This window comes from Frateuria aurantia DSM 6220, from assembly GCF_000242255.2.
GTDB lineage: Bacteria > Pseudomonadota > Gammaproteobacteria > Xanthomonadales > Rhodanobacteraceae > Frateuria > Frateuria aurantia.
The window spans coordinates 3,222,632-3,248,951 of sequence record NC_017033.1 but is presented as its reverse complement, the minus strand read 5'-3'; the positions used below and the strand labels follow the sequence as shown (position 1 = coordinate 3,248,951).

General features: G+C 64.1%; 19 protein-coding genes. 10 read left to right on the top strand and 9 right to left on the bottom strand.

The window, feature by feature from the left end; genetic code table 11:
* Positions 1-79 precede the first annotated feature (79 nt).
* The 5 genes from FRAAU_RS14785 to FRAAU_RS14765 all read left to right on the top strand — a co-directional run bounded on the left by FRAAU_RS14785 (position 80) and on the right by FRAAU_RS14765 (position 5,557).
* The gene (locus FRAAU_RS14785; RefSeq protein WP_014404324.1) at positions 80-304 is read left to right on the top strand and encodes a DUF465 domain-containing protein; all 225 of its coding nucleotides are present in this window, start codon (positions 80-82) and stop codon (positions 302-304) included.
* Between the two features lie 170 nt (positions 305-474).
* On the top strand, positions 475-1,845 hold the full coding sequence (locus tag FRAAU_RS14780; RefSeq protein ID WP_014404323.1) for a pyridoxal-phosphate dependent enzyme: 1,371 nt from the start codon (positions 475-477) through the stop codon (positions 1,843-1,845).
* Positions 1,846-1,935: 90 nt separating this feature from the next.
* On the top strand, positions 1,936-3,765 hold the full coding sequence (gene glmS / locus FRAAU_RS14775; protein WP_014404322.1) for a glutamine--fructose-6-phosphate transaminase (isomerizing): 1,830 nt from the start codon (positions 1,936-1,938) through the stop codon (positions 3,763-3,765).
* A 227-nt stretch (positions 3,766-3,992) separates the two neighbouring features.
* Complete coding sequence (locus FRAAU_RS14770) at positions 3,993-4,241, top strand: helix-turn-helix transcriptional regulator (RefSeq protein WP_014404321.1); 249 nt, start codon at positions 3,993-3,995, stop codon at positions 4,239-4,241.
* The gene (locus FRAAU_RS14765) at positions 4,241-5,557 is read left to right on the top strand and encodes a type II toxin-antitoxin system HipA family toxin (protein WP_014404320.1); all 1,317 of its coding nucleotides are present in this window, start codon (positions 4,241-4,243) and stop codon (positions 5,555-5,557) included. The genes FRAAU_RS14770 and FRAAU_RS14765 overlap by 1 nt, the downstream gene beginning before the upstream one ends.
* A gap of 276 nt (positions 5,558-5,833) precedes the next feature.
* Here the strand turns inward: FRAAU_RS14765 and FRAAU_RS14760 are convergent, their stop codons facing one another.
* A complete protein-coding gene (locus FRAAU_RS14760) occupies positions 5,834-7,201 on the bottom strand; it encodes a deoxyguanosinetriphosphate triphosphohydrolase (RefSeq protein ID WP_014404319.1) in 1,368 nt (455 codons plus the stop codon).
* Positions 7,202-7,600: 399 nt separating this feature from the next.
* Between FRAAU_RS14760 and FRAAU_RS14755 the strand changes: the two genes are divergently transcribed.
* Together FRAAU_RS14755 and FRAAU_RS14750 are read left to right on the top strand one after the other, a co-directional pair.
* Positions 7,601-8,161, top strand: a complete 561-nt coding sequence (locus FRAAU_RS14755; RefSeq protein ID WP_014404318.1) for a DOPA 4,5-dioxygenase family protein — start codon at positions 7,601-7,603, stop codon at positions 8,159-8,161.
* 96 nt (positions 8,162-8,257) lie between these two features.
* Complete coding sequence (locus FRAAU_RS14750) at positions 8,258-9,574, top strand: amino acid permease (protein WP_014404317.1); 1,317 nt, start codon at positions 8,258-8,260, stop codon at positions 9,572-9,574.
* Positions 9,575-9,613: 39 nt separating this feature from the next.
* On the opposite strand, the gene norR is transcribed toward FRAAU_RS14750, so the two are convergent.
* Positions 9,614-11,224 carry a nitric oxide reductase transcriptional regulator NorR gene (gene norR, locus FRAAU_RS14745; RefSeq protein ID WP_014404316.1) on the bottom strand — a complete coding sequence of 537 codons (1,611 nt, stop codon included), beginning with the start codon at positions 11,222-11,224 and terminating at the stop codon, positions 9,614-9,616.
* Positions 11,225-11,369: 145 nt separating this feature from the next.
* Here norR and hmpA point away from each other — a divergent pair, with 145 nt between their 5' ends.
* A complete protein-coding gene (gene hmpA / locus FRAAU_RS14740; RefSeq protein WP_014404315.1) occupies positions 11,370-12,533 on the top strand; it encodes an NO-inducible flavohemoprotein in 1,164 nt (387 codons plus the stop codon).
* 45 nt (positions 12,534-12,578) lie between these two features.
* On the opposite strand, the gene FRAAU_RS14735 is transcribed toward hmpA, so the two are convergent.
* A complete protein-coding gene (locus FRAAU_RS14735) occupies positions 12,579-13,856 on the bottom strand; it encodes a GGDEF domain-containing protein (RefSeq protein ID WP_083841197.1) in 1,278 nt (425 codons plus the stop codon).
* Between the two features lie 198 nt (positions 13,857-14,054).
* Here FRAAU_RS14735 and FRAAU_RS14730 point away from each other — a divergent pair, with 198 nt between their 5' ends.
* Positions 14,055-16,733, top strand: a complete 2,679-nt coding sequence (locus FRAAU_RS14730; RefSeq protein ID WP_014404313.1) for a M1 family metallopeptidase — start codon at positions 14,055-14,057, stop codon at positions 16,731-16,733.
* Between the two features lie 91 nt (positions 16,734-16,824).
* Here FRAAU_RS14730 and dinG read toward each other — a convergent pair whose 3' ends face one another.
* Positions 16,825-18,930 (bottom strand): ATP-dependent DNA helicase DinG, encoded by a 2,106-nt coding sequence (gene dinG / locus FRAAU_RS14725; protein WP_041270621.1) that lies wholly within the window; start codon positions 18,928-18,930, stop codon positions 16,825-16,827.
* Positions 18,931-19,087: 157 nt separating this feature from the next.
* Here dinG and cysK point away from each other — a divergent pair, with 157 nt between their 5' ends.
* Positions 19,088-20,050 carry a cysteine synthase A gene (gene cysK, locus FRAAU_RS14720; RefSeq protein WP_041270620.1) on the top strand — a complete coding sequence of 321 codons (963 nt, stop codon included), beginning with the start codon at positions 19,088-19,090 and terminating at the stop codon, positions 20,048-20,050.
* A gap of 22 nt (positions 20,051-20,072) precedes the next feature.
* Here the strand turns inward: cysK and FRAAU_RS14715 are convergent, their stop codons facing one another.
* From FRAAU_RS14715 to folE, 5 genes are all read right to left on the bottom strand, one after another.
* A complete protein-coding gene (locus FRAAU_RS14715) occupies positions 20,073-20,588 on the bottom strand; it encodes a DUF1993 domain-containing protein (RefSeq protein WP_014404310.1) in 516 nt (171 codons plus the stop codon).
* A 146-nt stretch (positions 20,589-20,734) separates the two neighbouring features.
* Positions 20,735-23,536, bottom strand: a complete 2,802-nt coding sequence (locus FRAAU_RS14710) for an AAA family ATPase (protein WP_014404309.1) — start codon at positions 23,534-23,536, stop codon at positions 20,735-20,737.
* Positions 23,529-24,254, bottom strand: a complete 726-nt coding sequence (locus FRAAU_RS14705; RefSeq protein WP_014404308.1) for a hypothetical protein — start codon at positions 24,252-24,254, stop codon at positions 23,529-23,531. Before FRAAU_RS14705 ends, FRAAU_RS14710 begins: the two co-directional genes overlap by 8 nt.
* The gene (locus FRAAU_RS14700) at positions 24,247-25,587 is read right to left on the bottom strand and encodes a hypothetical protein (protein ID WP_014404307.1); all 1,341 of its coding nucleotides are present in this window, start codon (positions 25,585-25,587) and stop codon (positions 24,247-24,249) included. The genes FRAAU_RS14705 and FRAAU_RS14700 overlap by 8 nt, the downstream gene beginning before the upstream one ends.
* Positions 25,588-25,595: 8 nt before the next feature.
* Positions 25,596-26,198, bottom strand: a complete 603-nt coding sequence (folE, locus tag FRAAU_RS14695) for a GTP cyclohydrolase I FolE (protein ID WP_014404306.1) — start codon at positions 26,196-26,198, stop codon at positions 25,596-25,598.
* Positions 26,199-26,320 lie beyond the last annotated feature (122 nt).

Sequence of the window (26,320 nt, the reverse complement as noted above, 5' to 3'; positions counted from 1 at the left end):
TGGATCACGAGTCACCGGGGCAGCTGACCGGTACACAGGTGGACGGATGCGACGGCCCCAGGGCCAGCGAGGTCGAACCATGTTCGAAAACGAGTCCGCGGCCGGAGTGCAGGCCCTGCTCGACGCCGATGCTGAATTCCGGCGTCTGTACCATCGACATCGCCGGCTGGACCGTCAGTTGCACGAGGCGGACATCGGCGTGCTGCCGCTGGATGCCACGGCCCGTGCGGGCCTGAAGCGGGAAAAACTGCTTCTGAAACAGAGGCTTCAGATGCTTTGGGATCGGCATCGCTCCGCGGGCTGAGCCCCTGCCTGTGCGGCTTTGCCGCCGGAGGCTTCCGCTTGCGTGATCAAGCGCTGGCCGATGGCCCTCGCCTCGGGCCGGGTTTCCGGTGAATGCGGCCCATCCGTTATCATCCTGTGCAACCGCCGGCCGGGACATACCCCGCGGCGACCTCTGCACAGGATGTCGTGATGAAGCTATACCGGAATGTTCTCGAGTTGATCGGCTCGACCCCGATGGTGCGCAGCCAGCGTCTGGACACGGGTCCCTGCGAGCTGTTCCTGAAACTGGAAAGCGCCAATCCCGGCGGCTCGATCAAGGACCGCATCGGTCTGGCCATGATCGAGGCAGCCGAGCAGGCCGGCAAGCTGGCCCCAGGCGCGACCCTGGTCGAAGGCACGGCCGGCAATACCGGCCTGGGTCTGGCCCTGGTCGCGCAGCAGAAAGGCTATCACCTGATCCTGGTGGTGCCGGACAAGATGAGCCGCGAGAAGATCTTCAATCTCAAGGCCATGGGCGCCGAAGTCATTCTGACCCGCTCGGACGTGGCCAAAGGACATCCCGAGTATTACCAGGACATGGCCGAGCGGATCGCCCGCGAGACCCCGGGCGCCTATTTCATCAACCAGTTCGGCAACCCCGACAACCCGCAGGCCCATATTGCCACCACCGGCCCCGAGATCTTCCAGCAACTGGAAGGCAAGGTCGACGCCATCGTGGTCGGCTGCGGCTCGTCAGGCACCATGACCGGGCTGTCGCGTTATTTTGCCGAGGTTTCGCCGCAGACCGAAATCGTGCTGGCCGACCCGGTCGGCTCGATCCTGGCCCAGTACATCAATGAAGGCGTGCTTTCGACCAAGTCCGGCAGCTGGATGGTGGAAGGCATCGGCGAGGATTTCCTGCCCTCGATCAGCGATTTTTCCAGCGTACGCAAGGCCTATGCCATTTCGGACCGCGAGAGCTTTCTTGCTGCCCGCGAGCTGCTGGCTGCCGAAGGCATCCTCGGCGGGTCTTCCACCGGTACCTTGCTGGCGGCGGCGCTGAAATATTGCCGTGAACAGACCGAGCCCAAGCGGGTGGTGACCCTGGTCTGCGACACCGGCAACAAGTATCTGTCGAAGATGTACAACGACTACTGGATGCTGGACAACGGTTTTATCGAGCGCGAACAGCATGGCGATCTGCGCGATCTGCTGATGCGTCCGTATCAGCGCCGCGACACCGTGGTCATCGGTCCGCAGGAACGGCTGATGACGGCCTACAACCGCATGAAGCTGTATGACGTCTCGCAGCTGCCGGTGATGGACGGCGACCAGATCGTCGGCATTCTGGACGAATCCGATGTGCTGATGCATGTCCATGCCGATGAAAGCCGGTTCCGCGACACGGTCGAGATCGCCATGGTCCGGCATATCGACAAGCTTGATGTCCGTGCGCCGATCGAGGATCTGCTGCCGGTGTTCGAGAAGGGCCATGTCGCCATCGTGGTCGATGGCGAGCGTTTCCTGGGCCTGATCACCCGGATCGATCTGCTGAATTATCTGCGCCGCAAAGTGAACTGATCGGCGGTCGCGCAGTCAAAGCGTTAAATTGCAGTTAGGCCCGATAGGTATTCGGACCTGTTCGGCCTTGTCGAAGTTGAGGAAATCCTGATGTGTGGAATCGTTGCCGCCGCGGCCCAGCGTGATGTCGCTCCGCTGTTGATCGCCGGCCTGAAGTCGCTGGAATACCGTGGTTATGATTCATCCGGTCTGGCGGTGCTGGAGGCCGGCCGCATCGAACGGGTCCGGGCCAAAGGCAAGGTCCGCGAGATGGAAGCCTTGTATCTGGCCCGTCCGTTGCCGGGCGGCACCGGCATCGCGCATACCCGCTGGGCCACCCACGGCGTGCCCAGCGAGGCCAATGCCCACCCGCATATCGCCGGCAAGGTCGCGATCGTGCACAACGGCATCATCGAGAACTATGCCGAACTGCGTGAGGCCTTGATCGCCCGTGGCCACCAATTCCACTCCGAGACCGACACCGAGGTCGTCGCCGCCCTGATCGGCGAGCAGGTGGATCAGGGGCGCCGGCTGCGCGAGGCGGTGATGGCCACCGTCAAGCAGCTGGATGGTGCTTACGCCATTGCGGTGATCAGCGAGGACGAACCCGGCCATGTGGTCGGCGCCCGTTATGGTGCGCCCTTGCTGGTCGGCATCGGCATTGGCGAGCATTTCCTGGGGTCCGATGCCCAGGCTCTGATCAAGTTCACCCGCCAGATGATGTATCTGGAAGAGGGCGACGTGGTCGAGATCAGTCGGGACAAAGTCCAGATCTGGGACCTGCAGGGCGTCGAGGTCCAGCGGGCCCTGCACGAAAGCGAACTGTCCAGCGATGCCGTCGAGCGTGGCGAATACCGCCACTACATGCAGAAGGAGATCTTCGAGCAGCCCAAGGCGGTGGCCGATACCCTGGAATCGCGGCTGGGGCCCAAGGGCGTGCTGCCCAATATTTTCGGCATCGACAGCGAGGCCCTGCTGGGCCAGGTCCGGCAGATCCATATCGTGGCCTGCGGCACCAGCTATCACGCCGGACTGGTCGCCCGCTACTGGCTGGAAACCCATGCCGGCATCGCGGTCAGTGTCGAAGTGGCCAGTGAATTCCGCTATCGCGACGTGGTCGTGCCGGAAAACACCTTGCTGCTGGCCATTTCGCAGTCCGGTGAAACCGCCGATACCCTGGCGGCCATGCGCGACTCCCGGCGTCGTGGCTATCTCGGTACCATGGTGATCTGCAATGTAGCCGAATCATCCCTGGTGCGTGAGGCCGACCTGAAGCTGATGACGCGGGCCGGCCCGGAAATCGGGGTGGCTTCCACCAAGGCCTTCACCACCCAGCTGGCCGCGCTGGCCTTGCTGAGCCTGGAGCTGGCCCGGCTGCGCGGCATGGACCAGGACGTCTATCTGGGTCTGTGCGCCCAGTTGCAGCATCTGCCGCGGGCGATCGAGGATAGCCTGAAGGCCGAGCCGCAGATCCAGGCCATCGCCGAGCACATCATGCATCGTCAGCATGCCTTGTTCCTGGGCCGCGGCGAACAGTACCCGGTGGCGCTGGAAGGCTCGCTGAAGCTCAAGGAAGTCTCCTATATCCATGCCGAGGCCTATCCGGCGGGCGAGCTGAAGCATGGTCCGCTGGCCCTGGTCGACGAGCATATGCCGGTGATCGCGGTGGCGCCCGGCGGGGTATTGCTGGACAAGCTGAAGTCCAACCTGCAGGAAGTGCGGGCCCGCGGCGGCGAGCTGATCGTGTTTGCCGATCGCACCGTCAATATGGACGTCCAGTCGGCGCGCAACCTGACCGTGCAGATCGATGGCGGCGGCGACTTTATCGCCCCGGCGGTATTCACCGTGCCCCTGCAGCTGCTGGCCTACCATGTGGCCGTGCTGCGCGGCACCGATGTCGATCAGCCCCGCAATCTGGCCAAGTCGGTGACGGTGGAATAAGGCTTGTCACTGACTTGGCCTGCGACGTGACGGAGCTGTGCCGCAGGCCGCTCCGGCTTGAAGGCCAGTGGCTTGTGACTGGATCATATGCGACTTGGCACATATACAATTAATATGACCCATATCCTATAAAATAGATTTATAGGATGTGGGTAATAAAATATAAATATTAGTCAATGCCGATAACTTGAGCTATGATCAGCAGCTGACGCTACAGGATTGATGCCGTGCCCAGCCTCGCTCGAACCCCGCTGCAAATGGGGACCTTGATCCGGCGCCGCCGCAAACAGTTGCACTGGAGCCAGACGGTACTTGCCAGCAAGGCCGGCCTGCGCCAGGAAACCGTGTCCTTGATCGAGAACGGCCATGCCGCGGTGCGGCTCGATACGCTGCTGGATCTGCTCGCCGCACTGGATCTGCAGCTGCAGGTCGAGACACGCAGCCATGACTACGATATTGAGGATCTGATCGGCTGATGGCTCGTCCTCGTCGTCACGCTCCCTTGAGGGTCTATCAGAATGCTCGTTCGGTAGGGGTATTGCTGAAGGAGTCCAGCGGGGCGATCAGTTTTGAATATGACGCCAGTTGGTTGCAACGTGAGCGCAATTTCCCGGTGTCCTTGTCACTGCCCTTGCAGGAAGCGCCTTACCGGGGTGCGGTCGTCAGTGCCGTTTTTGACAATTTGCTTCCCGACTCGGCGAATTTGCGCCGGATGGTGGCGGACAAGGTCGGTGCAGAGGGCGTTGATGCTTACAGTTTGCTGTCGAAAATCGGCCATGACTGTGTCGGCAGCCTGCAGTTTGTCAGTGATGGCGCCGAGCTGCCGGTTGTCACGGAACACATTTCGGGAGAGCGGCTGGATGAGTTGGCGATCGAGCGGCTGCTGAAATCATTGAAACAAGCGCCGCTGGGTTTGTCTCGTGATGAGGACTTTCGTATTTCCGTGGCTGGCGCACAGGAAAAAACGGCTTTGCTGCTGTACGACGGTCATTGGTTGAAGCCGCATGGCTTGACGCCGACCACGCATATTTTCAAGACCCGTATCGGTCCCGTTGGAAATGGTCTCGATCTTTCCGACAGCGTCGAAAACGAATTCTACTGTCTGCAGTTGCTGGAACAGCTGGGCTTGCCGGTGAATCGTGCCCAGATCATGAGCTTCGGTGGTACCACCGCCCTCGTGGTTGAGCGCTTTGACCGGCGCTGGCATCGGGGTCGCCTGATCCGGCTGCCGCAAGAAGACTGCTGTCAGGCTTTGTCGGTACCCCCGACACGTAAATATCAGGCCGAAGGCGGTCCATCTCTGGTGGATCTGGCCAACCTTCTGAAAGGCAGTGATTCACCGGCCAATGATCACCTGACCTTGTTCTCGGCACAACTGGTTTTCTGGCTTGTCGGTGCAACCGATGGCCATGCCAAGAACTTCAGTCTGTTCCTGAAGCCGGGAGGAGGCTATGCCCTGACGCCGTTATACGATGTGTTGAGCGCACAGCCTTATCTGGATAGGCAGCAACTGCAGAGAAAGCAATACAAACTGGCAATGTCGGTAGGTGAGCGCAATCATTATCGTATACATGAGGTGATGCCCAGACATTTTATACAGACGGCAAAACGTTCAGGCGTGCCGGATATTGTGATCAGATCGGCCATGGAGTCTGTGGCCGGTCGAATGGAGCTGGCACTGGATCATCTGGCTGCCTGCTTGCCGGCGGGCTTTCCGATGGAACTGCATGACTCGATCGGTGCTGGTATCAAGTTGCGTTTGCGGCGGCTGATTGATTTTCTGGGGGGGTGAGCATTTTCCAGTCGCGGGCGGCTGCCATGTACATGCCTGAGGGCGAGGTTCAGCGGGCACAACCGCCCCATCATCTGTGGGGTGCAATATTTGCCGGTTAGCCGCCAGGCCACGGATCAGGCCGAGCAGGGCAGCCCACTTCGGGATTTATGCGTTGTCCCCATAGGTCGATGGGGGCTGTCCGATGTATTGATTGCTGCTCGAGGGCAAGCCGCTGCCAGGCGGTCAACGGTGGCATGGCACCTCGGAGCAGGCGCTGTCGCGTGTGGAGGGGGCTCAAGTCATCGAGCCGAAACCTTTGAACTGGCGGGCCAGATGCATGGCGTAGTTGTCGGTCATGCCGCTGACGAAATCCAGGGCCCGCATCAGGGTCAGATAGTCCCGCGACCAAGGCTGATCATCGCTCGGCCGGGCGGCGGGGCCGAAGCTGTCCTTGCCGATCAGGTCGATGACCCGGCGTGATTTGTAGTCGGACATGTCGTTGTCATGGATATAGTTCAGTGCCGCGTGGCAGCTGACATCCAGCACGGTGGCGATGGTGTTGTAGGCGCCGATTTCCATTTCGATCTTGCGCGGATGCTGGAACACCTTCTGCTTGGCCAGTTCCTTGGCGGCGATCACGCAGTCGCGGACCCGCTGATCGCACAGACCCAGCAGCTCGTCGTGTTCGCCGGCCAGGATCGCCGTCTCGTTTCTGATAAAGGCTTCGGCGGCGGCATCGACGAATTCGGAGATCACCTTGCCGCGGATCAGTGGCGGTCGCCGGCCGGGACGCAAGCGGTGCATGTCCTGCTTCAGCTCCTGGATCCGGGACGTATCCAGCACCGGCTCCAGCAGGCTGAAGACTTCTTCCCAGTCCAGAATGCCCATCTCGATGCCGTCTTCCAGATCCAGCAGGGCATAGCAGAAATCGTCGGCGATCTCCATCAGATGCACCAGCGGATGGCGGCAATACCATTGCGGTCCGCGTTGCAGCAGGCCGGTGGCCTGGGCTACTTCCTCGAACAAGGCCTGCTCGGCGCGGTAGACACCGTATTTGTTGCGCTTGGGGCGTTCGCCGTCTACAGCGGCCAGCGACATCCAGGGGTATTTGACAAAGCTGCCCAGCGAGGCATAGGTCAAGCGCATGCCGTCATCGTAGGCGTGGTATTCCGAGGTGGTCAGCACCCGAAAGCCCTGGGCATTGCCCTCGAAATGGCGCAGATCGCAGGCCTCCTCGATATCGAGCCGGGCGATCAGCTCGCTGCCGGCATCATGGGTGAACCAGTGTCGGATGGCCTCTTCACCGGTGTGTCCGAAGGGCGGGTTGCCGATGTCGTGGGCCAGGCAGGCCGTCTGCACGATGTCACCCAGGTCGGTGGGTGAAAAGGATGGATGGATGCGCTGTTCGCTGATCAGCTTCTCGCCGACCCGCATGCCCAGGGTACGGCCGACGCAGGCCACTTCCAGGCTGTGGGTCAGCCGGTTGTGGACGTGGTCGTTGGTGGCCAGCGGATGGACCTGGGTCTTGCGGGCCAGCCGGCGGAAAGACCCGGAGAAGATCACCTTGTCATGGTCTGAATTGAAGGGCGACCGGCCCGGCTCCTGTTTGGCGGCACGGTGGCCGAGCCGGGTGGTATTCAAGAGCTGGTCCCAATTCATCATGAGCTTGATTCTGCGCGAATGGCGGTCTGAGACCGGCAAGGTAAAACAATTGCGGGTGCGCGGCCAACCAGGCCGGGATCATCGATACGGGCCGTGGAGGAATCCGCGGTACCGGTTTGGCTGCGCGACTCATGCTGTGGCGGCATGGCGATATGAAGAAATATCGGGTGGCGTCAGGGGGCGGGGCTGCTAGCGTAGCCGGTCCGCCATCCGGCGCGATCCGCTTGTTTCCGTCAAAGGCATGAAGAGGCAGGGTTGTCGATGAACGATAAACACATCACGATGAATGCCGCCATACCGGCGTCATTTCCGGACAGTCTTTCATCACCGCGGCGGCGGCGGTGGCTGGCGGGATCGGGCGCCGCAATGGTGGCGGTGGGATTGACAGGAGGCAGGGCCGTGGCAGCACAGGTACCGGGGAAGGCAGACCAGCCGGCCCCCGAGGGATATCAGGATTCGGGCCGCAGCCCCTGGGGTTACGACACCTGGCGGGAAGCGACCCCGGCGCCACCGAACGTTCGTCCAGGCGAGCAGTCGCTGCCCGCCAAGCCGCGGGCCTATACCGATGTGAAGAGCTATCACGCCCATGTCTACTTTGACGAAGACAATCATGCCAAGGCGGCCTTGCTGCGGCAGTGGGTCATCGAGCGCTTCGAGGTCGAGCTGGGCGACTGGAATCTGGAACCGCGCGGGCCGCACGTGACGCCTTCGTTCTATTTCGGTTTTATGCCGGAACAGCTGGCGCAGATCTATCCCTGGCTGCAGCTCAACAGTCTGGGGCTGACGATTCTGATCCACCCCAATACCGATGATCCGCGTTCGGACCACCTGTACTACGCCGGCTGGATCAACCGCAGCCAGCCGGTCAATGCCTACAACTGGGCCAAGGGCAAGGTGGTCGAGCGGCAGGTGGAGAAGATCTATCCCAATATCAAGCCGTCAAAACGGCTGGAAACGTGATTTGACCACACGGCCGGCCTCCGCATCGCGGAGGCGGGCTTGACAGTGGCCGTTTGGCCGACAAGGATCGCGCGCTTTGCGCTTCACGGATATGAAATGACTTCGGACAAGGCGCGGCTGTCGGCCGCCACCACGACAGATCCAGCCGGGAGCTGGACCCGCGAGCAATGGAAGGCGGCGACCCGCTTCGATGCCGTCGATGTCGGCTGGGTGATGATGAGCATCGGCATGGCGATCGGTGCCGGCATCGTGTTCCTGCCTGTACAGGTCGGGTTGATGGGGATCTGGGTGTTTCTGCTGTCGGCCGTGATCGGCTATCCGGGCATGTATCTGTTCCAGCGGCTGTTCATCAATACCCTGGCCGAGGCTGGGCGGGGTCTGGATTATCCGGGCATGATCTCGGCCTGGCTGGGGCCGCGCTGGGGCCGGTTTCTGGGCCTGCTGTATTTCGTGATGCTGCTGATCTGGATGTTCGTCTACGCCACCGCGATCACTCGCGACAGTGCCTCTTATCTGCACAGTTTCGGGCTGACTCGCGGGCTGTGGTCGGACAGTCCCTGGTATGGCCTGGGACTGATCACTGCGCTGGTGGCACTGGCTTCGCGCGGCGAGCGACTGCTGTTTCGGCTTTCCTCCGTGCTGGTGGCGACCAAGTTGCTGATCGTGGTGGCGCTGGGGCTGTTCATGGTCTCGCGCTGGAATCCGGCGAATCTCGGCGTGCCGCCGGCCGCCGGGGCCCTGGTCAGGAATGCGGTGATCACCTTGCCGTTCACCCTGACCTCGATCCTGTTTATCCAGACGCTGAGTCCGATGGTGATTTCCTATCGGGCGCGCGAGACCTCGATCCTGGTGGCCAGGCACAAGGCGCTGCGAGCGATGAATATCGCCTTTGGCATACTGTTCGTGGCGGTGTTTTTCTATGCGGTTTCCTTCACTCTGGCGATGGGCCATGCCGATGCGGTGCGTGCCTCACGGGAAAACATTTCGGCGTTGGCGATCACGGCGCAGATTTTTCCCGGCAGCTGGGCCACCTATGTCGGCCTGATCCTGAACATCTTTGCGGTGATGACGGCATTTTTCGGGGTCTACCTGGGCTTTCGCGAGGCTTGCCAGGGCTTGCTGGCCAATCTGCTGGCCAGGCATGGGCAGGCCGAGGCCGGCCGGTCGACATGGGGACAGCGCGGCATCATGCTGTTCGCGATCCTGCTGGCCTGGGGCGCGATCGAAGGCAATCTGCCGGTGCTTTCCTTCACCACGCTCAGCAGCCCGATCTTCGGCATCCTGGGTTGCCTGATTCCGGCCTGGCTGGTGCTGAAGGTCCCTGCACTGGGACATTACCGCGGGCCAGGGCTGGTCCTGGTGATCCTGGTCGGGTTACTGCTTTGCGTATCGCCGTTGCTGACCTGGCTGTAGATGGCCGGCAGGGCTGAACCGGCCGGCTGCTCGCGAGGCTCAGCTCCGGCGAGAGGAGGGCAGGGGCAGCTCCAGGCGGCGGGCCAGTCGCAACAGATTGGCCCGGTCCAGACCCAGTTGGCGGGCAGCGGCGGCCAGATTGCCGGGATATCGGGCCACGGCCTGGGCCAGCAGCTGGCGTTGATAGTCGTCCACTGCCACGCGCAGGTTGATGGGTGGAGCGCTGGCAATGAGCGCATGCTCGCGTGGGTCGGCCGTCGGTTCCAGGACGGCCGGCTCCAGAACCGTGGCGGCACCATCCAGATCCAGGTCGGCGGCAGTCAGGCGGAGGATCCCATCGGACCCGGCCGGCAAGCTGTGGCTGCGGCCGATGGCTTTCAAGGTGGCTCGGCTGATGACATGTTCCAGCTCGCGGACATTGCCCGGCCAGTCGTAGCGCCGGATCGCCGCCTCCGCCGCGGCTTCCAGGCGCAGGCCGCGCAGGCCCATGCGGCGCCGGTTTTCCTCGATAAATCCGCCAGCCAGGATCAGACCATCGGGCTGCCGATTCCGCAGTGCGGGCACGCTCAGAGGATAGACGCCCAGGCGGTGATACAGATCGGCACGGAAACGTCCCTGCCGGACCTCCTCGGCCAGATCGCGATTGGTGGCAGCAATCAGACGGACGTCCACCTGATGCTCACGGTCCGATCCGAGTCGTTGCAGCTGGCCGTCCTGCAGAGCCCGCAACAGGCTGGCCTGGGCGGCCAGTGCGAGCTCGCCGATCTCGTCCAGAAACAGGGTGCCGCCGTCAGCCAGCTCGAACTTGCCTTTGCGGTCACTGACAGCTCCCGAGAAGGCGCCACGGACATGGCCGAACAATTCGCTTTCCAGCAGATGTTCAGGCAGTGCCGCGCAGTTGACGCTGATCATGGGTTTGTCGGCACGCGGTGACAGTTGATGGATGCGATGGGCGACCAATTCCTTGCCGGTGCCGGTCTCGCCGCTGATCAGCACCGGCAGGCTGGTCCCGGCGACCAGATCGATCTCTGCCAGCAGCTGTTCGAAGGCGGGGCTGTGGCCGATCAGGTGGTGACGCGGCTGGGGCAGGGCCTGGCGAAAGCTGTCGGCGCGCAGGCGTTCGCGACGAGCCAGTTGCTGCAGCTGGTCCATCCGGCGAGTGGCGGCGACGGTGGCGGCGGCGATCTCGGCCAGGCGAGCCAGCCGATACAGCTGGTCGGGACCGAAATGGCCGGCCTCCAGCGCATCGACGGTCAGCAGCCCCCAGACCGTGTCGTCCAGCCGCAGCGGGCAGCCCATGCAGTCGTGCACGGACAGGTCCGAAGCTTCGCTGTCGACCAGCCCGTCATAGGGATCGGGAAGCTCGCAGCCCGGCGGGAAGGCCATCGGGCCGTCCTGACCCAGCAGTGCCTGCAATCTCGGTTGCTGGGCGAGAGCAAAGCGCCGGCCCATGGTGTCGGGTTTGAGACCGTGGATTGCCAGCGGCACCAGTTCGCCGCCTTCCAGTTGCAGCAGGGCGGCGGCATCGCAGGGAATCAGCTGTCGCAAGGTATCCAGCAGCCGTCGATAGCGGGTAGCGGCGGGCAGGTCGCGTGCCAGATCGGCCACCAGCGGAATCAGACGGTCCAGCAGGGAATCATGCGGAGTCATAATGACAGCATCGGGAACAAATGTTGTCATTATGACATGTCATCTTGACTGCATCCGGTTTTCGATGCACAGAAAATCAAGGGTTTGGATTCTGGCACGCGGTTTGCTCAGAGAGGGATGTCATCAACCCCACCGGAGAGCAATCATGTTGACGGATGCACAGCGCGAGATCATCAAGGCCACGGTTCCCCTGCTGGAAACGGGCGGCGAAGCGCTGACCACACATTTCTACAAGCTGATGCTGAGCGAATATCCTGAAGTCCGGCCGCTGTTCAACCAGGCCAATCAGGCCAGTGGTGCCCAGCCTCGCGCGTTGGCTCATGCCGTGTTGATGTATGCCCGGCATATCGATGACCTCGATGCGCTGGGGCCGCTGGCCGCCCAGATCGTCAACAAGCACGTCGCCTTGCAGATACTTCCCGAGCACTATCCCATTGTCGGCAGCTGCCTGCTGCGTTCGATCCGCGAGGTGCTGGGTGCCGAGATCGCGACTGACGCGGTGATCGAAGCCTGGGCCGCGGCCTATCAGCAGCTGGCCGATATGCTGATCGGCGCTGAAGCCAGCGTGTACGACGCCCTGGCCACCGCGCCGGGTGGCTGGCGCGGTGGCCGCAAGTTCAGGCTGATACGGGCCGTGCAGGAAAGCTCGGTGATCCGTTCGCTGTATCTGCAGCCGGTCGACGGTGGTGAAGTGCTGCACAACCAGCCTGGCCAATACATCGGCTTGCGGGTGGTGGTGGACGGGGTCGAGACCCGCCGCAACTATTCGCTGTCGGCCAGTCCGGATGGTCGCGAGTACCGCATCAGCGTCAAGCAGGAGCCGGGTGGCGTGGTTTCCGGTTATCTGCATGCGCTGCCGGAAGGTGCCGAGCTGGAGCTGTTCCCGCCGGCGGGCGAATTCGTGCTGGCGGACAGTCCGCGTACCGCTGTTTTCATCAGCGGAGGCGTCGGTATCACGCCGACCTTGCCGATGATGGATCAGGCCTTGGCCACCGGCAAGCCGGTGGTTTTCGTGCATTATTCGCGCAACCCCGAGCAGCAGGCCTTTGGCCAGTGGTTGCAGGCCAAGGCGGCCGAACATTCCCGGCTGCAGCTGCATTTCGTGCACGATGCGCCGGAAGGCGATGGCCGCAACCGCCCTTCGGCCAGCCAGTTGGCGGCCTGGCTGCCGCAGGCCGAGCAGGTCGAGGCCTATTTCCTGGGGCCGAAACCGTTCATGCTGGCGGTCAAGCATGCCCTGGCCGAACTGGGTGTGCCGGCTGCGCAGATGCATTGCGAGTTCTTCGGCCCGGCTGAAGAACTGGCCTGATCAGGCGGGCCGCTGCCGGTCAAAGGCATCAGCTGTCGAATGGGCTCATGCCTGCACGACACGGTTGCGGCCCAGAGCCTTGGCCTTGTACAAGGCCTTGTCTGCCTGCTTGAGTACCTCGGCGACATCGGACTGGCGGTGGCCGGCGGCCAGTCCGATGCTGACGGTGACCGTGAGTGAGCGGCGGCCGCTTGCCGATGAGCCCGGCCGGCGAAGGTTCCGGTGCTTGCCGGCCGGTCGGCTGGCCATATCGCGCAGTTGCATGGGATAGTCGGCAATATCTTCACGGATGGCCTCCAGCCATACCCTGGCCGCCTCCGGCGCCTGACGATCCAGCACGATCACGAACTCCTCGCCACCTTGGCGATAGGTTCGTCCGCGGCTGCCCTGACGCAGGCGGCTGGCCACCATCCGCAGCACCTGGTCGCCCACGTCATGGCCATGCCGGTCGTTGCATTGTTTGAAATGATCGATATCGACGATCGCCAGGCAGTACTGTCTGGAGAGCTGACGCAGGCGTTCATTGAGGGCCCGTCGCGAAGGCAGGCCCGTCAGTTCGTCACGAAAGGCCAGTTCCAGCGATTCCTGCACCAGGGCGGCCATCTGGCTGAGCAAGGCCAGTGAGCAGAAGATCGGCAACAGCTGAGGCTCGATGAAAACATGCGGCAGGATGGCCAGGGTGAATGGCAGGAGCAGCCATGGCACGGCATGGCGGGGACGCGGTTCCAGCAGGTAGCCGAGGCCGAGCAGGATCATGCCGCCGACGCAGATCGGATAGCTGAGCTGGGGCAGGCGCATCCAGCCGGCATGCAGCGCGGGCCACCAGGTCTGACCGAGCTGGCGGATCAATGCCAGGTCGGGGTGGTCATGCAGATACTTCAGTCCCAGGATCGCGATGCCGAGAACCAGTGCACGAGCAGCTACTTCGGGCAAGAGGCGCCGTCCATCGGACCACAGCGCAAATACGCTGCAGATGGCGGGCCACAGCGTAGTGGCGAGGATGAAATCGGCAATGACGGCGGGACCTGGGAAGAACGGCTGGTCCATGGACTGCACATCACGCATCAGACCGGTTTCGAGCACCATCATCCAGGCCATCAGCAGCAGCTGCTGCCAGCGCTGGAACACACAGCACAAGGCGGCGCCAAGGAGCAGCAGCAACCAGGGCAGCACGGCGAGAATACCGGCCAGCTCATGGTGGCGGGTGGTCAGCCATGCTGCTGGCCAGCTGATCAGCAGGATCGCGGGCGGCAGGAAATGTGCCAGCCTGAGGCCGGCCGCGCAACGACGCAGCATGGTGGAGAGAACGGCTCTGTCGAGCATGACATGACGCTTGGGCCAAGGCCGCAGGGCCGCGGACGCAAGCGCGGATACTCCGGAGGTTTGGCAGCGCAATCCACTGTATCGGCAAGAACGATATGCACTTTAGGCGTGCGCTCCAATCTGTCGGTTCATCCAGGTTTGCCTGTGCGGATGGCATCCGACACAATCAGGAGCTTGTCTGAATAGTCGAGGTATCCGATGCAGCGTCTTCTTCGTCCTCTCGCTCTGGCGAGCCTGGCCATGGCCTGTGGCAGCGCTCTGGCTGCGACGGCCGAGCCGGCTCCTCTGGGCAAGCTGCCTCGCTGGGCGGTGCCGGAGTCTTATGCACTGGCTTTGCGGGTGGATCCGCGACAGTCGGATTTCTCCGGAACGGCGGTGATCGATTTCGATCTGAAGAAGGACTCAGACCATGTCTGGATCCATGGCCAGGATCTGAAGGTCGGCACGGTTTCGATCCGTACCGCCGATGGGCGGCAGCTGCCGGCGCGCTATGTGTCGGTCGCGCCGCAGGAGGGCGTGGTCCGTATCGACTTCGGGCGCAGTCTGGCCCCGCAGAAGCTGCAGCTGAGCATCAGCTATGTGGCCCCTCTGAATCGGCAGTTGCAAGGCCTGTACAAGGTCAGCCATGCAGGCAAGCCCTATGCCATGACCCAGATGGAGCCGGTCAGTGCCCGCTATGCTTTTCCCGGTTTTGACGAGCCGGACTTCAAGACGCCTTACCATCTGAGTCTGACCATTCCTGCCGATGAGGCCGGGGTGGCGAATACCCGTCAGATCGGCGAGAAGCCGGCCGGTGCCGGCTGGAAAACCCTGAGTTTCGCGCCGACCCGGCCCCTGCCGAGCTATCTGGTCGCCTTTGCCGTCGGACCCTGGGATATCCAGCAGGGTCCGGTGATCCAGCCCGATGCCCAGCGCAGCGAGCCGGTGGAGCTGCGGGGCATCGCGGCCCAGGGCGAAGGCCATCGCCTGCAGCATGTGCTGAGCGAGACGCCGGCCATCATCAGGACGCTGGAAGACTATTACGGTTTCGGCTACCCCTTCGGCAAGCTGGACCTGCTGGCAGCGCCGGATTTTTCGGCCGGTGCGATGGAGAATCCGGGACTGGTGACCTTCCGCGACTGGTTGCTGCTGCTGGATCCCGATTCCGCGGCGCGTTATGTCCAGCTGTCCTTCAATGTGACGGCCCACGAGCTGGCCCATCAGTGGACCGGTGACACCGTGACCCTGGCCTGGTGGGATGATCTGTGGCTCAACGAATCCTTTGCCACCTGGATGCAGCAGAAGGTGACCCAGCAGCTGCATCCCGAATATCGGGCCGATCTGGACCGGGTCCGCGGTGCCGAGCAGGCCATGAATGGCGACAGCCTGGTCACCACCCGCAAGATTCGCCAGCCGATCACCGGCAACGGTGATATCGAGACGGCATTCGACGGCATCACCTATCAGAAGGGTGCTGCGGTGCTCGGCATGTTCGAAGCCTATGTCGGTGCGGACAAGTTCCGGCAGGGCATGCGCCACTATATCCAGGCCCATGCCTTCGGCAATGCCACGGCGGATGATCTGATCGACTCGGTAGCTGATGCCGCCGGCCAGGGCGAGCGTTTCAAGCAGGCTTTTCGCAGCTTCCTGGATCAGCCGGGTGTTCCCTATGTGCAGACCCGTACCGTGCGGCAGGACGGACGGACCTGGTTGGAGCTGAGCCAGAGCCGCTATCTGCCCTGGGGTAGCAAGGGGCGTGCCGATGCCGTCTGGGGCGTGCCGGTCTGCGTGCGCTACCAGATTGCCGGTGGCAGCAAGCGTGCCTGTGAACTGCTGGATCAGGTCCAGGGCCGGATCGAGCTGCCCGGTGCGGTCGAGGGGGGCTGGGTGCTTCCCAATGCCCAGGCGCGTGGTTATTACCGCTTTGGCATGGACGGGGCGGATCTCAAGGTGTTGAGCCGGCATCTCAGCGAGCTCGATGATGCCGAGCAGCTGGCCTATGCCGATGCGGTAGCGGCGGCATTCCGGCACGGAGATCTGGATGCCTCCGACGTGCTGCAGGCACTGCAGCCGCTGACGGGGTCCAAGGTACGCGAGGTGGCGACGGCACCGCTGGGAGTGCTGGGCTGGATCAGGAGCCATGAGGCGCAGACGCCGGCGCAAAAGGCTACCTTGCAGACATGGGTGGCCAAGGCCTATCTGCCGCGGCTGCAGGCCCTGGGCTATCAGCGCAAGCCGGGTGAGTCGGCGGCCGATGCCTTGCTGCGCAGCGAGCTGGCGCGGCTGCTGGCGCTGGACTTTCCTCAGGACGAAGTGCGCAGCGCCTTGCTGCAGCAAGGTGATGCGGTACTGAACCTCAAGGATGGACATCTGGACTTTTCGGTGGCCAATCCGGATCTGGCCGGACTGGCATTGGCCGTGGCTGCGCAGATCCATGGCAAGGCGACCGTCGATCGCCTGATCGAGCAGCTGCCACTGACCAGTGATCCGGCCCGGCGCAACGCGATCCTGGCCGCTCTGGCAGCGGTCGAGCAGCCGTCTCAGGCGGCACGCATCCGCGACCTGGCGTTGGACCCCAGGGTCAAGGTCGGCGAGATGGCCGCCCTGCTGTCAGGCAATCGCGACACCGAAGCCGGTCGCGATGCGATCTGGCATTGGTCGGTGGCCCACTATCAGGCCATCGTCGATCGTACCGGCAGTTTTTCGGGCGGCCGGTTGCCTGCACTGATGGGCGGTGGTGGCTGTTCCGCCGCCGAGTCTGAGCGGCTGCAGGCGTTCTTCAAGAGCCGGGTGGATCAGGTCACGGGCGCGGCCCGCGGTCTGGCGCAGACGGTGGAAGCCACCGAGCTGTGCTCGGCCTTGAAGGCAAAGCAGGATCCGGCCTCCATCACTCCCTGAGCCTGCCCGTCGCGAGACTGGATCGAGCGGGCCGGCAGGCCTGCCAACCGGCAAGAGGCCGCGACCGTCGTGACTGCGACGGTCGCGGGATTCAGGGCGTGGCTTCGATCACCCGCTCGAACGGCGGCAAGGCATTGAGCATGCGCGCCCCATAGCGCTTGACGATCACGCGCCGGTCCAGCAGCACGATTCGGCCCTGGTCGGTTTCGGTGCGGATCAGGCGGCCGCAGTACTGGGTCAGGATCCGGGTGGCCTCGGGCACGGTCACTTCGATAAAGGGATTGCGACCACGTGATTCCAGCCATTCGGCATAGGTTGCCCCGACCGGGTCGGTCGGCACCGCGAAGGGCAGCTGGGTGATCACCACGGTTTCACAGAGCTTGCCGGGCAGGTCCAGGCCTTCGCCGAAAGAGGCCAGTCCGAACAAGGTACTGCCCTGACCGGCCTCCACTGCCGCGGTATGCTCGGCGATCAGCTGGCTCTTGCCCAGCGAGCCCTGGGCACGGACCTTGCGGACCATGGCGATCGGCAGCCGTTGCAGGACCCGGTCCAGTTTGGCGCGGGAGGTGAACAGCACCAGGTTGCCGGCGTCCCAGTCCAGATGCTGCTCCAGCCAGCGGCAGATCTCTTCGGCATGGGCCTCGCGTGCTTCGGGCAGGGCCTTGAGTGCGGGCACTTCCAGCCGGGCCTGATGGGCCAGATCAAATGGTGAAGGCAGACTCAGGGTGATCGCATCGTCAGGCAGACCGACGGCATCGGCAAACTGGCGGAACTGGCCACCGGCGCTGAGCGTCGCCGAGGTCATCACCGTGGCGCTGGCATTGTCCCACAGCACCTTGCGCAGCAGATGGCCGGCGGAGACCGCCGAGGCATGGCAGACCAGCTGCCGGTCCGGTCCCAGGCTGACCCAGCGGGCCATCGGCGGCACGTTTTCAAGGTCTTCATGGCTCCAGGCTTGCCAGGTGCGGACCTGGCGCTCCATGCGCTCCAGGGCCATGCCCAGTTCGCGGACCAGAGCCTCCTGGGTGGGGCCGCCCTCGCTCATTTCCAGCACGGCCCGCCGCACAGCAGTCAGCCAGCGGCGCAGCTCGGCGCTGAGCTGATGGAGGTGCTCGGCATGGGCGATCCAGGCGACCGGCAGCTGGCCCAGCGAGGCCCGCCAGACGGGTATGTCCTCGCCTTCATCCGGGATCCAGGTCAGCCGGATCTCGCGTTCCAGCGCTTCCAGCGCGTCGCTGTAAGCCTGCAGTCGCTCGTCACCGGCCTCCAGCGGCACCTTGCCCAGCACTTCCTTGTCGGTCAGCGAGTAGGCGGCATGGATCTGTCGGCCCAGACGGCCCAGCTGGCGGGTCGAGGCCGCCATGAACACCTCCGAGGCCCCGCGGTCGATGGCCTTGCCCGGCAGGTGATGGGCCTCGTCGAAAATGTACAGCGTCTCGTCGGGCTTGGGCAGGATCACGCCGCCGAAGCCGTCTTCCTCGCGGGGCATGGTCAGGTCGGACAGCACCAGGTCCTGGTTGGCGACGATGATTTCGGCGTCGGCGACGGCACGCCGGGCCGAAAAAAAGGGGCAGCCCATGAACTGGCTGCAACGCCGGCCGGTGCAGCCGCCGGCACTGGTGGTCAGCATCGAGCGCAACAGATCGCTGGGCGCCTCCGGGGCCAGATCGATGTCGCCGGTCCACTCGCCGCGCTGCCAGGCGCCTTCCAGCTTGCCCAGCACGCTGCGATCGCGGTCCGAAGGGGCGCGCGGCCACAGGCTCAGATCCTGTTCGAAGCCGGCCAGCGAGCCCTGGGCCTGGGTATCGATGCCGCCCCGGGCCTGCAGCAGATTGCGCGGGCACAGGTAGCGTCCACGCCCCTTGGCCAGCGCGATCTTGGCCTGGTTGCCGCTCAGCTTCAGATACAAGGGGATGTCGCGGGTCACCAGCTGCTCCTGCAAGGCCACCGTGGCGGTGGCGATCAGCAGCTTCTTCTTGTGGGCGCGAGCCACTTCCAGGCCGGCCAGCAGGTAGGCCATCGATTTGCCGGTGCCTGTCGGGGCCTCGATCACGCCTGCGCCGCCGGTGGCGGCCAGAGTCTTGGCTACCTCGGCGATCATCTTGCCTTGCGAGGGGCGGATCCGGAATCCGGGCAGTCCGTCCTTGAGGCTCGCGTAGGCGGTCCTGATCGCGGCCTTGGTATCATCTGTCAGCATCCGGTCATGATACAGGCTGGCGTCGGAGAGAGCGGACAAGGCGAAGGCCTTATAACCGCAAGTTTGGTTGTCAGTCCGTTTGCTTATTGTTGCCCCTCGAATGCGAGGCCTAATGTAGTAGGTTGTAAGCCACCGGCTTGAGATCGAAGAGGGCGACATCGTGCTTTACGACAGCATCCTGGATACCATCGGCCGCACCCCGGTCGTGCGACTGCATCGACTGGCGCCCGAGGGCATCACCTTGTATGCCAAGGTTGAATCCTTCAATCCCGGTGGCTCGGTCAAGGATCGGTTGGCCTTGGCGGTGATTCTCGATGCCGAGCAGCGCGGCCTGCTGAAACCCGGCGACACGGTGGTGGACGCGACTTCGGGCAATACCGGCGTGGCCTTGGCCATGGTATGCGCGGCCCGGGGTTACCGCTTCGTGGCCACGATGACCGAAACCTTTTCGGTGGAGCGCCGCAAGCTGATTCGTGCCTATGGCGGCAAGGTGATCCTGACCCCGGCGGCCGAACGTGGCACCGGCATGGTGCGCAAGGCCGAGGAGCTGGCTGCCAAGTACGGCTGGTATCAGCCTAGGCAGTTCCAGAATCCGGCCAATCCGGCTTTTCACCGGCAGACCACGGCCGCCGAAATTCTCAGCGATTTTGCCGGCAAGCGGCTGGATGCCTTCGTATCGGGCTGGGGTACCGGCGGCACCCTGACCGGTGTCGGCGAAGTGCTGAAAGCGGCCCGGCCCGGCGTCAGAATCATTGCCACCGAGCCGGCGGGCGCCTCCCTGCTGGGCGGTCAGCCATGGGCGCCGCACAAGATCCAGGGCTGGGCCCCGGATTTCATTCCCGGCGTGCTCAACCGGCAGGTCTATGACGAGCTGCTGCCGGTGACCGACACGGATGCCATCAGCGTATCCCGCCGACTGGCGGCCGAAGAGGGGATCTTCGTCGGCATCTCGGCCGGCGCCACGGCGGCGGCGGCCCTGCAGCACGCCGAGCAGGCCGAGCCGGGCAGCGTGATTCTGGCCGTGCTGCCCGATACCGGCGAGCGCTATCTTTCCACGCCCTTGTTCGAAGGTGTGCCGGACGGCTCGGACGACGAGTGGCTGGCTTCGCTGGAGGCGTGAGCCAGCCTGCCGGCGTCGATGCTCAGAGGGTGTCGGCGCCGGCCAGATAATCCCGTTTGCCCAGGGGCACGCCGGCCTGACGCAGAATGTCATAGGCCGTGGTGCAGTGGAAGAACAGGTTGGGAATCACGAACTGGAACAGGTAATCCTGGCCCTGAAAGTGCTGGTCGCCGCTGCGCAGTTTCAAGGTGATCGCGCGCCCGGCGCTGTCCTGCAGCTGTTCCGGACGCAGTGAGTCCAGATATTCACAGGTCGCCTGCAGGCGCTGACGCAGTTCGACAAAGCCGCTCTCTTCATCAGCGAAGACCGGGGCCTGCACATCGGCCAGCCGGGCCGCGCCCAGCTTGACCATGTCCGAAGCGATCTGGACCTGACGGACCAAGGGGAACATGTCCGGCGTCAGCCGGGTAGCCAGCAGCACCGATTCGGAAATCTTCTTTTCAGCGGCCCAGTCGGCGGCGCGCTGCAATACATGCTCCAGATTTTGCAGCGCCCGGATAAACACCGGGATCGAGGCCTGGTACATCGTCAAGCTCATGGCAGTTCCTGTGGACGTGGACTGCCGGCATCGTATCCCTATGCACCATGACTGGACAGTGGCGGTTTCGCGACGCAAGCCGCCAAGCGATGATCGATGCGTGGCCGGGCAGGAGGCGATCCGATGATCGCCACCCCGCCTTTGGCTCAGGCCCCGGCTTCGGGCAGGGGCTGGCGACGCAGCACGGCCAGCGGCTGGGCCCAGTCGGCACCGGGCCGGCGCTTGCTGGTGACCAGGGTCAGTTCCGAGGGCTGGAACACATTGACGTTGTGGGTCGCCGGCGTGGTCAGGATGTACTGCGCGCGGGTGGTCTTGAGGAAGGCGCCGACCTTGTCGATATTGAAGATATCGAGATGGGCGAAGGGCTCGTCGATAAAGACAAAGCCGCCGGGCCGATCCTCGTCGCGCATCAGCGCCACCAGCAGCAGCAGGGACTTCATGACCTGCTGGCCACCGGAAGCCTCGCCGTCATCCATGCCGATCCAGCCCTTCTTGTCGAACTCGAAGCGTACCGTCAGGCCGGCGTGAGCCAGGTTGAGATCATCGTTATGCAGCTCGGGCAGGTCGACATCGATGCCGATACCCGCCAGCTCGGCCAGGAAACCCAGGTTGCGGGTATAGCGCTTGACGGTATTGCGCAGCACGCTGAGATAGGCGCCACGGGCCTCGGTGGTGATCCGCTTGGCGCGCTCCAGATGCTGGTGGCGGCGAGCCAGATCGTCCTTCAGGCTGCCGTGGTCATCGGCAAGCTTGTCACGCAACGGCACGCAGCTGCCGTCGGCTTCCCAGTGGCCTTCGTTGAGACGGCGCTCGACCCTGTCGACCTCACGGCGCACGGCCTGGGGTGATTCGAACATTTCGCGCAGACGGGCCAGTTCGCTTGCCGTCCGGCGTGCGGCCGGCAGTTGATCGCGACGCTCGCGGTAGACGGCGAGCCGTTCCAGCTGCTCCCGACGCAGGCCGGTGTACTGGCGCAGGGTATCGGCCAGGGCGGACTGCACCTGACGGTGCTCGCGTGCGGCCGCATCGCGTCCGGCCGAGTTTTCCTGGCGGCGCTTGCGGCAGGATTCATAATGGGCGTCGGCCGCGGCATAACTGTCGGCACAGCGTTGCACATCGGCCTGCAGCCCGGGCTGGCGGGCATGGGCCTCGGCGAATTCCTCGGCCCGGTCGGCCAGCTGGGCGCTGGCATTGGCGCCACGCAGCACGGCTTCGGCATCGGAGGCCTGCTGCTGCAGTTCACGCCGCTTTTCGGCGATCTTCTGCAGCCGGCGCTCGATGACCTGCAGGCGTTCCTCGCCTTCGCTGAGCTGACGGGAGCGGGCGGCATTGCCGAAATAGACATCGTCGACGCCGAGATAACGGCCGCCTCGGCGTTCGCGGAAATAGCCTTGCGGGGTGATCCAGTCCTGCTCGCGCGAAACGCTGGCACCTTGCTCCACGGTCTCGACGCGACGGATCCGGTCCAGCTGGCGCAGCAGCCAATCCGGAGGATCGGCCGAAAATTCCACCACTTCCAGCAGCGAGCCGCGACTGGCGGACTGCACCGTGCTGCGATCAGCGACTACGAAGTGCTTGTAGCGCTGGGCTTCACCGATGGACCAGGCCTGCTGGCGATCGGACGGGTCATCCAGCAGCACCACGTGGCGATAGCCGGCGAGCACGGCTTCGACCGCGCCCTGCCAGTGCGGATCCAGCACTTCGACTACTTCGCTGAGCATGCGATGGCGAATGCCGGCGGCATCCAGCGCGCGGCGGAAATTGACTTCGAATTCGGGGGTGTAACGGCGTCCGCTGCGCCAGGCGGCCAGCTGGTTGTTCAGCGAGCCGATTTCGCTGCGCAGCTGCTGCTCTTCATGCCCCAGGGTGACCAGCTCGGCACGGGCTTCACGCGATTGCCGGGCCAGTCGCTCATGATCGCTGCCGCCCTGCTGGGCCAGCAGCTCGTTGAGCCGGGTTTCCTGCTTCAGCAGGACTTCGTTTTCGGTAAAGGCGGCGCGGGCATCCGTCAGGATCTGGCTGGCCTGGGTGCGCAGACCCTCGGCTTCGGCCTGCTCGCTGCGCAGTCGCTCTTCGTTGGCATCGAGCTCGATCAGTCGTTCGGCCAGCTCCGCATCACGTTGCTGCAGTTCCAGGCAGCGCCGGCGCTGGGCCAGCAGCGGCGGATGGGCGGCGCGCAGACTGGCACGCAGTTCGGCGAATTCGCAGCGCGGCAGGATGTCGAAGACCAGATCGTTGCGTTCGCGCTTGAGACCTTCCCATTCCTGAAAGGAGCGGACCCGGCCTTCGGCTTCCTGCAGGGAAACGCCCAGCAGGGACAGCTGGTGCTCAAGCTGCAGCTGTTCGCGCTCGGCTTCGCCCTGATCGGTGCGGGCGCGCTGGTAGTCGTCCAGCACGGCCTTGTCGCCGAACACGTCGAAGACCAGATCCAGCAAGGCGCGCGGCGGCAACTGGCAGAGCTTGTCGGTGGCACCCTGCTCCAGGGTCAGCACCCGTCGGATGGCCTGGGACAGGCCGGCACCTTCCAGCCGGATACGATATTCGCGCAGCCCAAGCCACTCGCCACGGGCCTCGATGTCCTCGATGCTGACATCGCCGCCCATCACGGCGTACTGGCGCTGCCATTCGCCGCCCTTCTTCTGGATCCGGCAGGCCAGAGTGACCTCGGCGTCCATCAACGGAAAGAACGGGCGCTCGCCGGCCGGTCCGGGCGTATTGCCTACCCGCGCCCGCAGCCAGGCAAAAGGCCGGCCGTTGTGGCGCAGATAGCTTTTGTAATCGCGATTGCCGGCGCAGTCGATGGTGAGCAGGGTGCGCAGGGCATCCAGCAAGGTGGTCTTGCCCGAGCCATTGGGGCCGACCACGGTGACGATATTGGTATCCAGCGGCAGACTGAAACGCTGCCAGTAATCCCAATGGACGACTTCGAGACTGCGAAAATCAAACATTCAGGCGCTCTTCCTCTGCGTCGGCATCATCAAGACGCTCGCCGGCTTCCGGCAGATCGTCATCGGACTCGGGTTCATCTTCGCGCGGGATCCGGTGGCCGAGCAGATCACCCAGCGCACCATCGAGAATCCGCCGCGCGGTGCGTTCGTAGTCAAACGCCAGATCCAGCAGCGGACCTTCGGCCACGCCCTCCTTGCGGCGCACGATGAAGCCATGCCGGGCCAGCTGGCCCAGATTGATATTGATGCGGGTCTTGCCGCCGAGCCGGTCGCCGAAATCGGCCAGCAGGGTGCGCTCGGACAGCACTGGCGACATCGTCGGTTCGCGGGAAATGGGCTTGTCTTCGGCAAACATCTGGGCCTGGGCGACATTGGCTTCGGCCTGGGTACGATCGAGCTGGCGCTGGCGCTTGGGCAGAATGATCAAGGCCCAGATCACCACCAGCAAAGCCACCGCGTCGCGGTCCAGCTGCAGGCTGGTCGACTGCCAGCTGTCGTGGCCGCCAAAGACGGCCTGTTCGGCTGAACGGGCCACGCCCAGGCTGACAAAGCCGGCGTAGGGATGCTCGTGCAGGCACAGCCCGCTTTCACGCAGGCGGCGGTCCAGTTCTTCGCGGAAGGTTTCATCCAGCAAGGCCTTGCGGGCCAGCGGATCTTCACGAGGCAGCCAGCGCTGGGCCAGCAGACGCGCGATCAGCGTAGCGGTTTCGTCATGCATGGGGAGGGGTCTCTTTGGACGCGCGTCGCCGGCGGACCGGTGATGCGGCGGTGTGCGGACTGATGCGTCCGGCACTGATTTGTCTGACTTCGCCGAGATCGACATCGAGCAGCCGGGGTTCCACTTCCAGGCTCAGCGGCAGTCGGGCCAGATCGGCGGCGGCGCCGTCCAGCGAAGCGGATTCGGGATCGCCGATCAGGCCCAGCAGAGACAGCCGGTAGGCACTGATCGCATAGCTTTCCGGGGTCACTGCGTGTTCCAGACCCACCGGTTCAGTGATGCCTTCCAGAATTTTCTGCCAGGCATCGAGATGACTGAGGTCTTCTTCGTCATGCGGCAGATCGGTGGCTGGCGGCGTCGCCTCCGCGGTGGGCAGGGCGGTGACCTCGGCGGCGGCGCGCTCGCGCTCCAGCAGCTCGAACTCGGCCACGTCCAGGGCGATCTGGTCCTGCACAAAGGCCGGCTGCAGCGGCAGCAGGTGCTGTTCGCTGGCAAAGGCGCACAGCGCGGAGGTATCCAGCCGGCGCAGCCAGCCGACCAGGTCCGAGGATGACAGGCCCGAGCGTCCCAGATGGATGCGGTGCTGGTCGATCTTGTTCAGCTCGCGCTGGAAGATACCGGCCTGCCGCAGCATCGCGCTCTGGGCCCGGCCGACGGCCTGGGCCAGACGATGGGCGCGCAGGTCAAGCTCCTGTGCCTCGGTGATGGCCTCGATGATGGCGGTGCCTTTCTCCACCCAGGTCCAGACCGAGCCCAGGGTCTGGGCAGCGGCATGGATGCGGTGCTCGGAGCCGGACAGCACGGCGCGGTCGAAGTCGTCCTTGAGCTCGGACAGACGGGCCAGCAGATGACCCAGCTCGTCGGCCGAGACCCGGCCCACGGCCTGGCCGGCGGCAAGCTGGGAGGTGATGTAGCCGAGCCCGTCCTCGTCATCCTGCTCGAAATCCAGCAGGGTGGTCAGCGCGGCCAGGGCTTTGCGGCCCAGCGCATCGACCCGATAGCGCTGGGTTTCAGCGTCCCAGCTCAGCAGGTCGTGGTCGCGCAGTCGCTGGACCACGGTTTCCAGCTTGACCGGATCAATGAAGCTCAAATGATCGCGAATATCCTGAGGCGTCCATTCCGGCGCATTGCTGCGTGCTCCCAGCGTTCGCAGCACCAGCAGGCGCAGCAGCACCTGGCCTTCGCCGCCGTGGAACAGGGCGGTGAAGGCCCGCAACAGGCCGCGTCCGCGCAGCAAGGGAAAGATCGCCGGAATATCTTCGGCGACCACGCCGTCGCGCAGCTGATCGTTCAGCCCGGTATCGTGGCTGTCGAGGTCGATGGGTCCGCTCACCGATGGCCTCAGCGCACGCCGCGGGCGATGCCGATATAGGACAGGAATTCGGACCGGGTCCGCGCGTCCTCGCGGAACACGCCCAGCATCTGGCTGGTGACCATCGATACGCCGCGCTTGTGCACGCCACGGGTGGTCATGCATTCATGGGCGGCCTCGATGACCACGGCCACGCCCTTGGGCTGCAGGGTTTCCTGGATGCACTGGGCGATCTGCGCGGTCATCTTCTCCTGGACCTGCAGTCGGCGGGCAAAACCGTCGACCACGCGGGCCAGCTTGCTGATGCCGACCACCCGGTTGTCCGGCAGATAGGCGATATGCGCCTTGCCGATGATGGCTGCCATATGGTGTTCGCAGTGGCTTTCGAATTCGATGTCGCGCAGCACGACCATCTCGTCATAGCCGCCGACCTCCTCGAAGGTTCGCAGCAGATAATCCGCCGGGTCCGAGGCATAGCCGGCAAACCAGTCCGAATAGGCCTTGACGACCCGCTTCGGGGTATCGATCAGTCCTTCGCGAGCAGGATCTTCCCCGGCCCACAGCAACAGGGTACGGATCGCTTCCTCCGCCTGCTCGCGGCTGACGTCCGGTCGGTTGGCCTCGTCACTCATGGCAGTGCTCCTCGCGCAAAACAAATAGCCGCTTAGTGTAACCGAAGCAGCCGGTTTCGCGCTGAAGCCGTGGCACGAGAGACGGCAGCGGGTTCCGGATCGGAGCCGAGCCCGCCATTCGT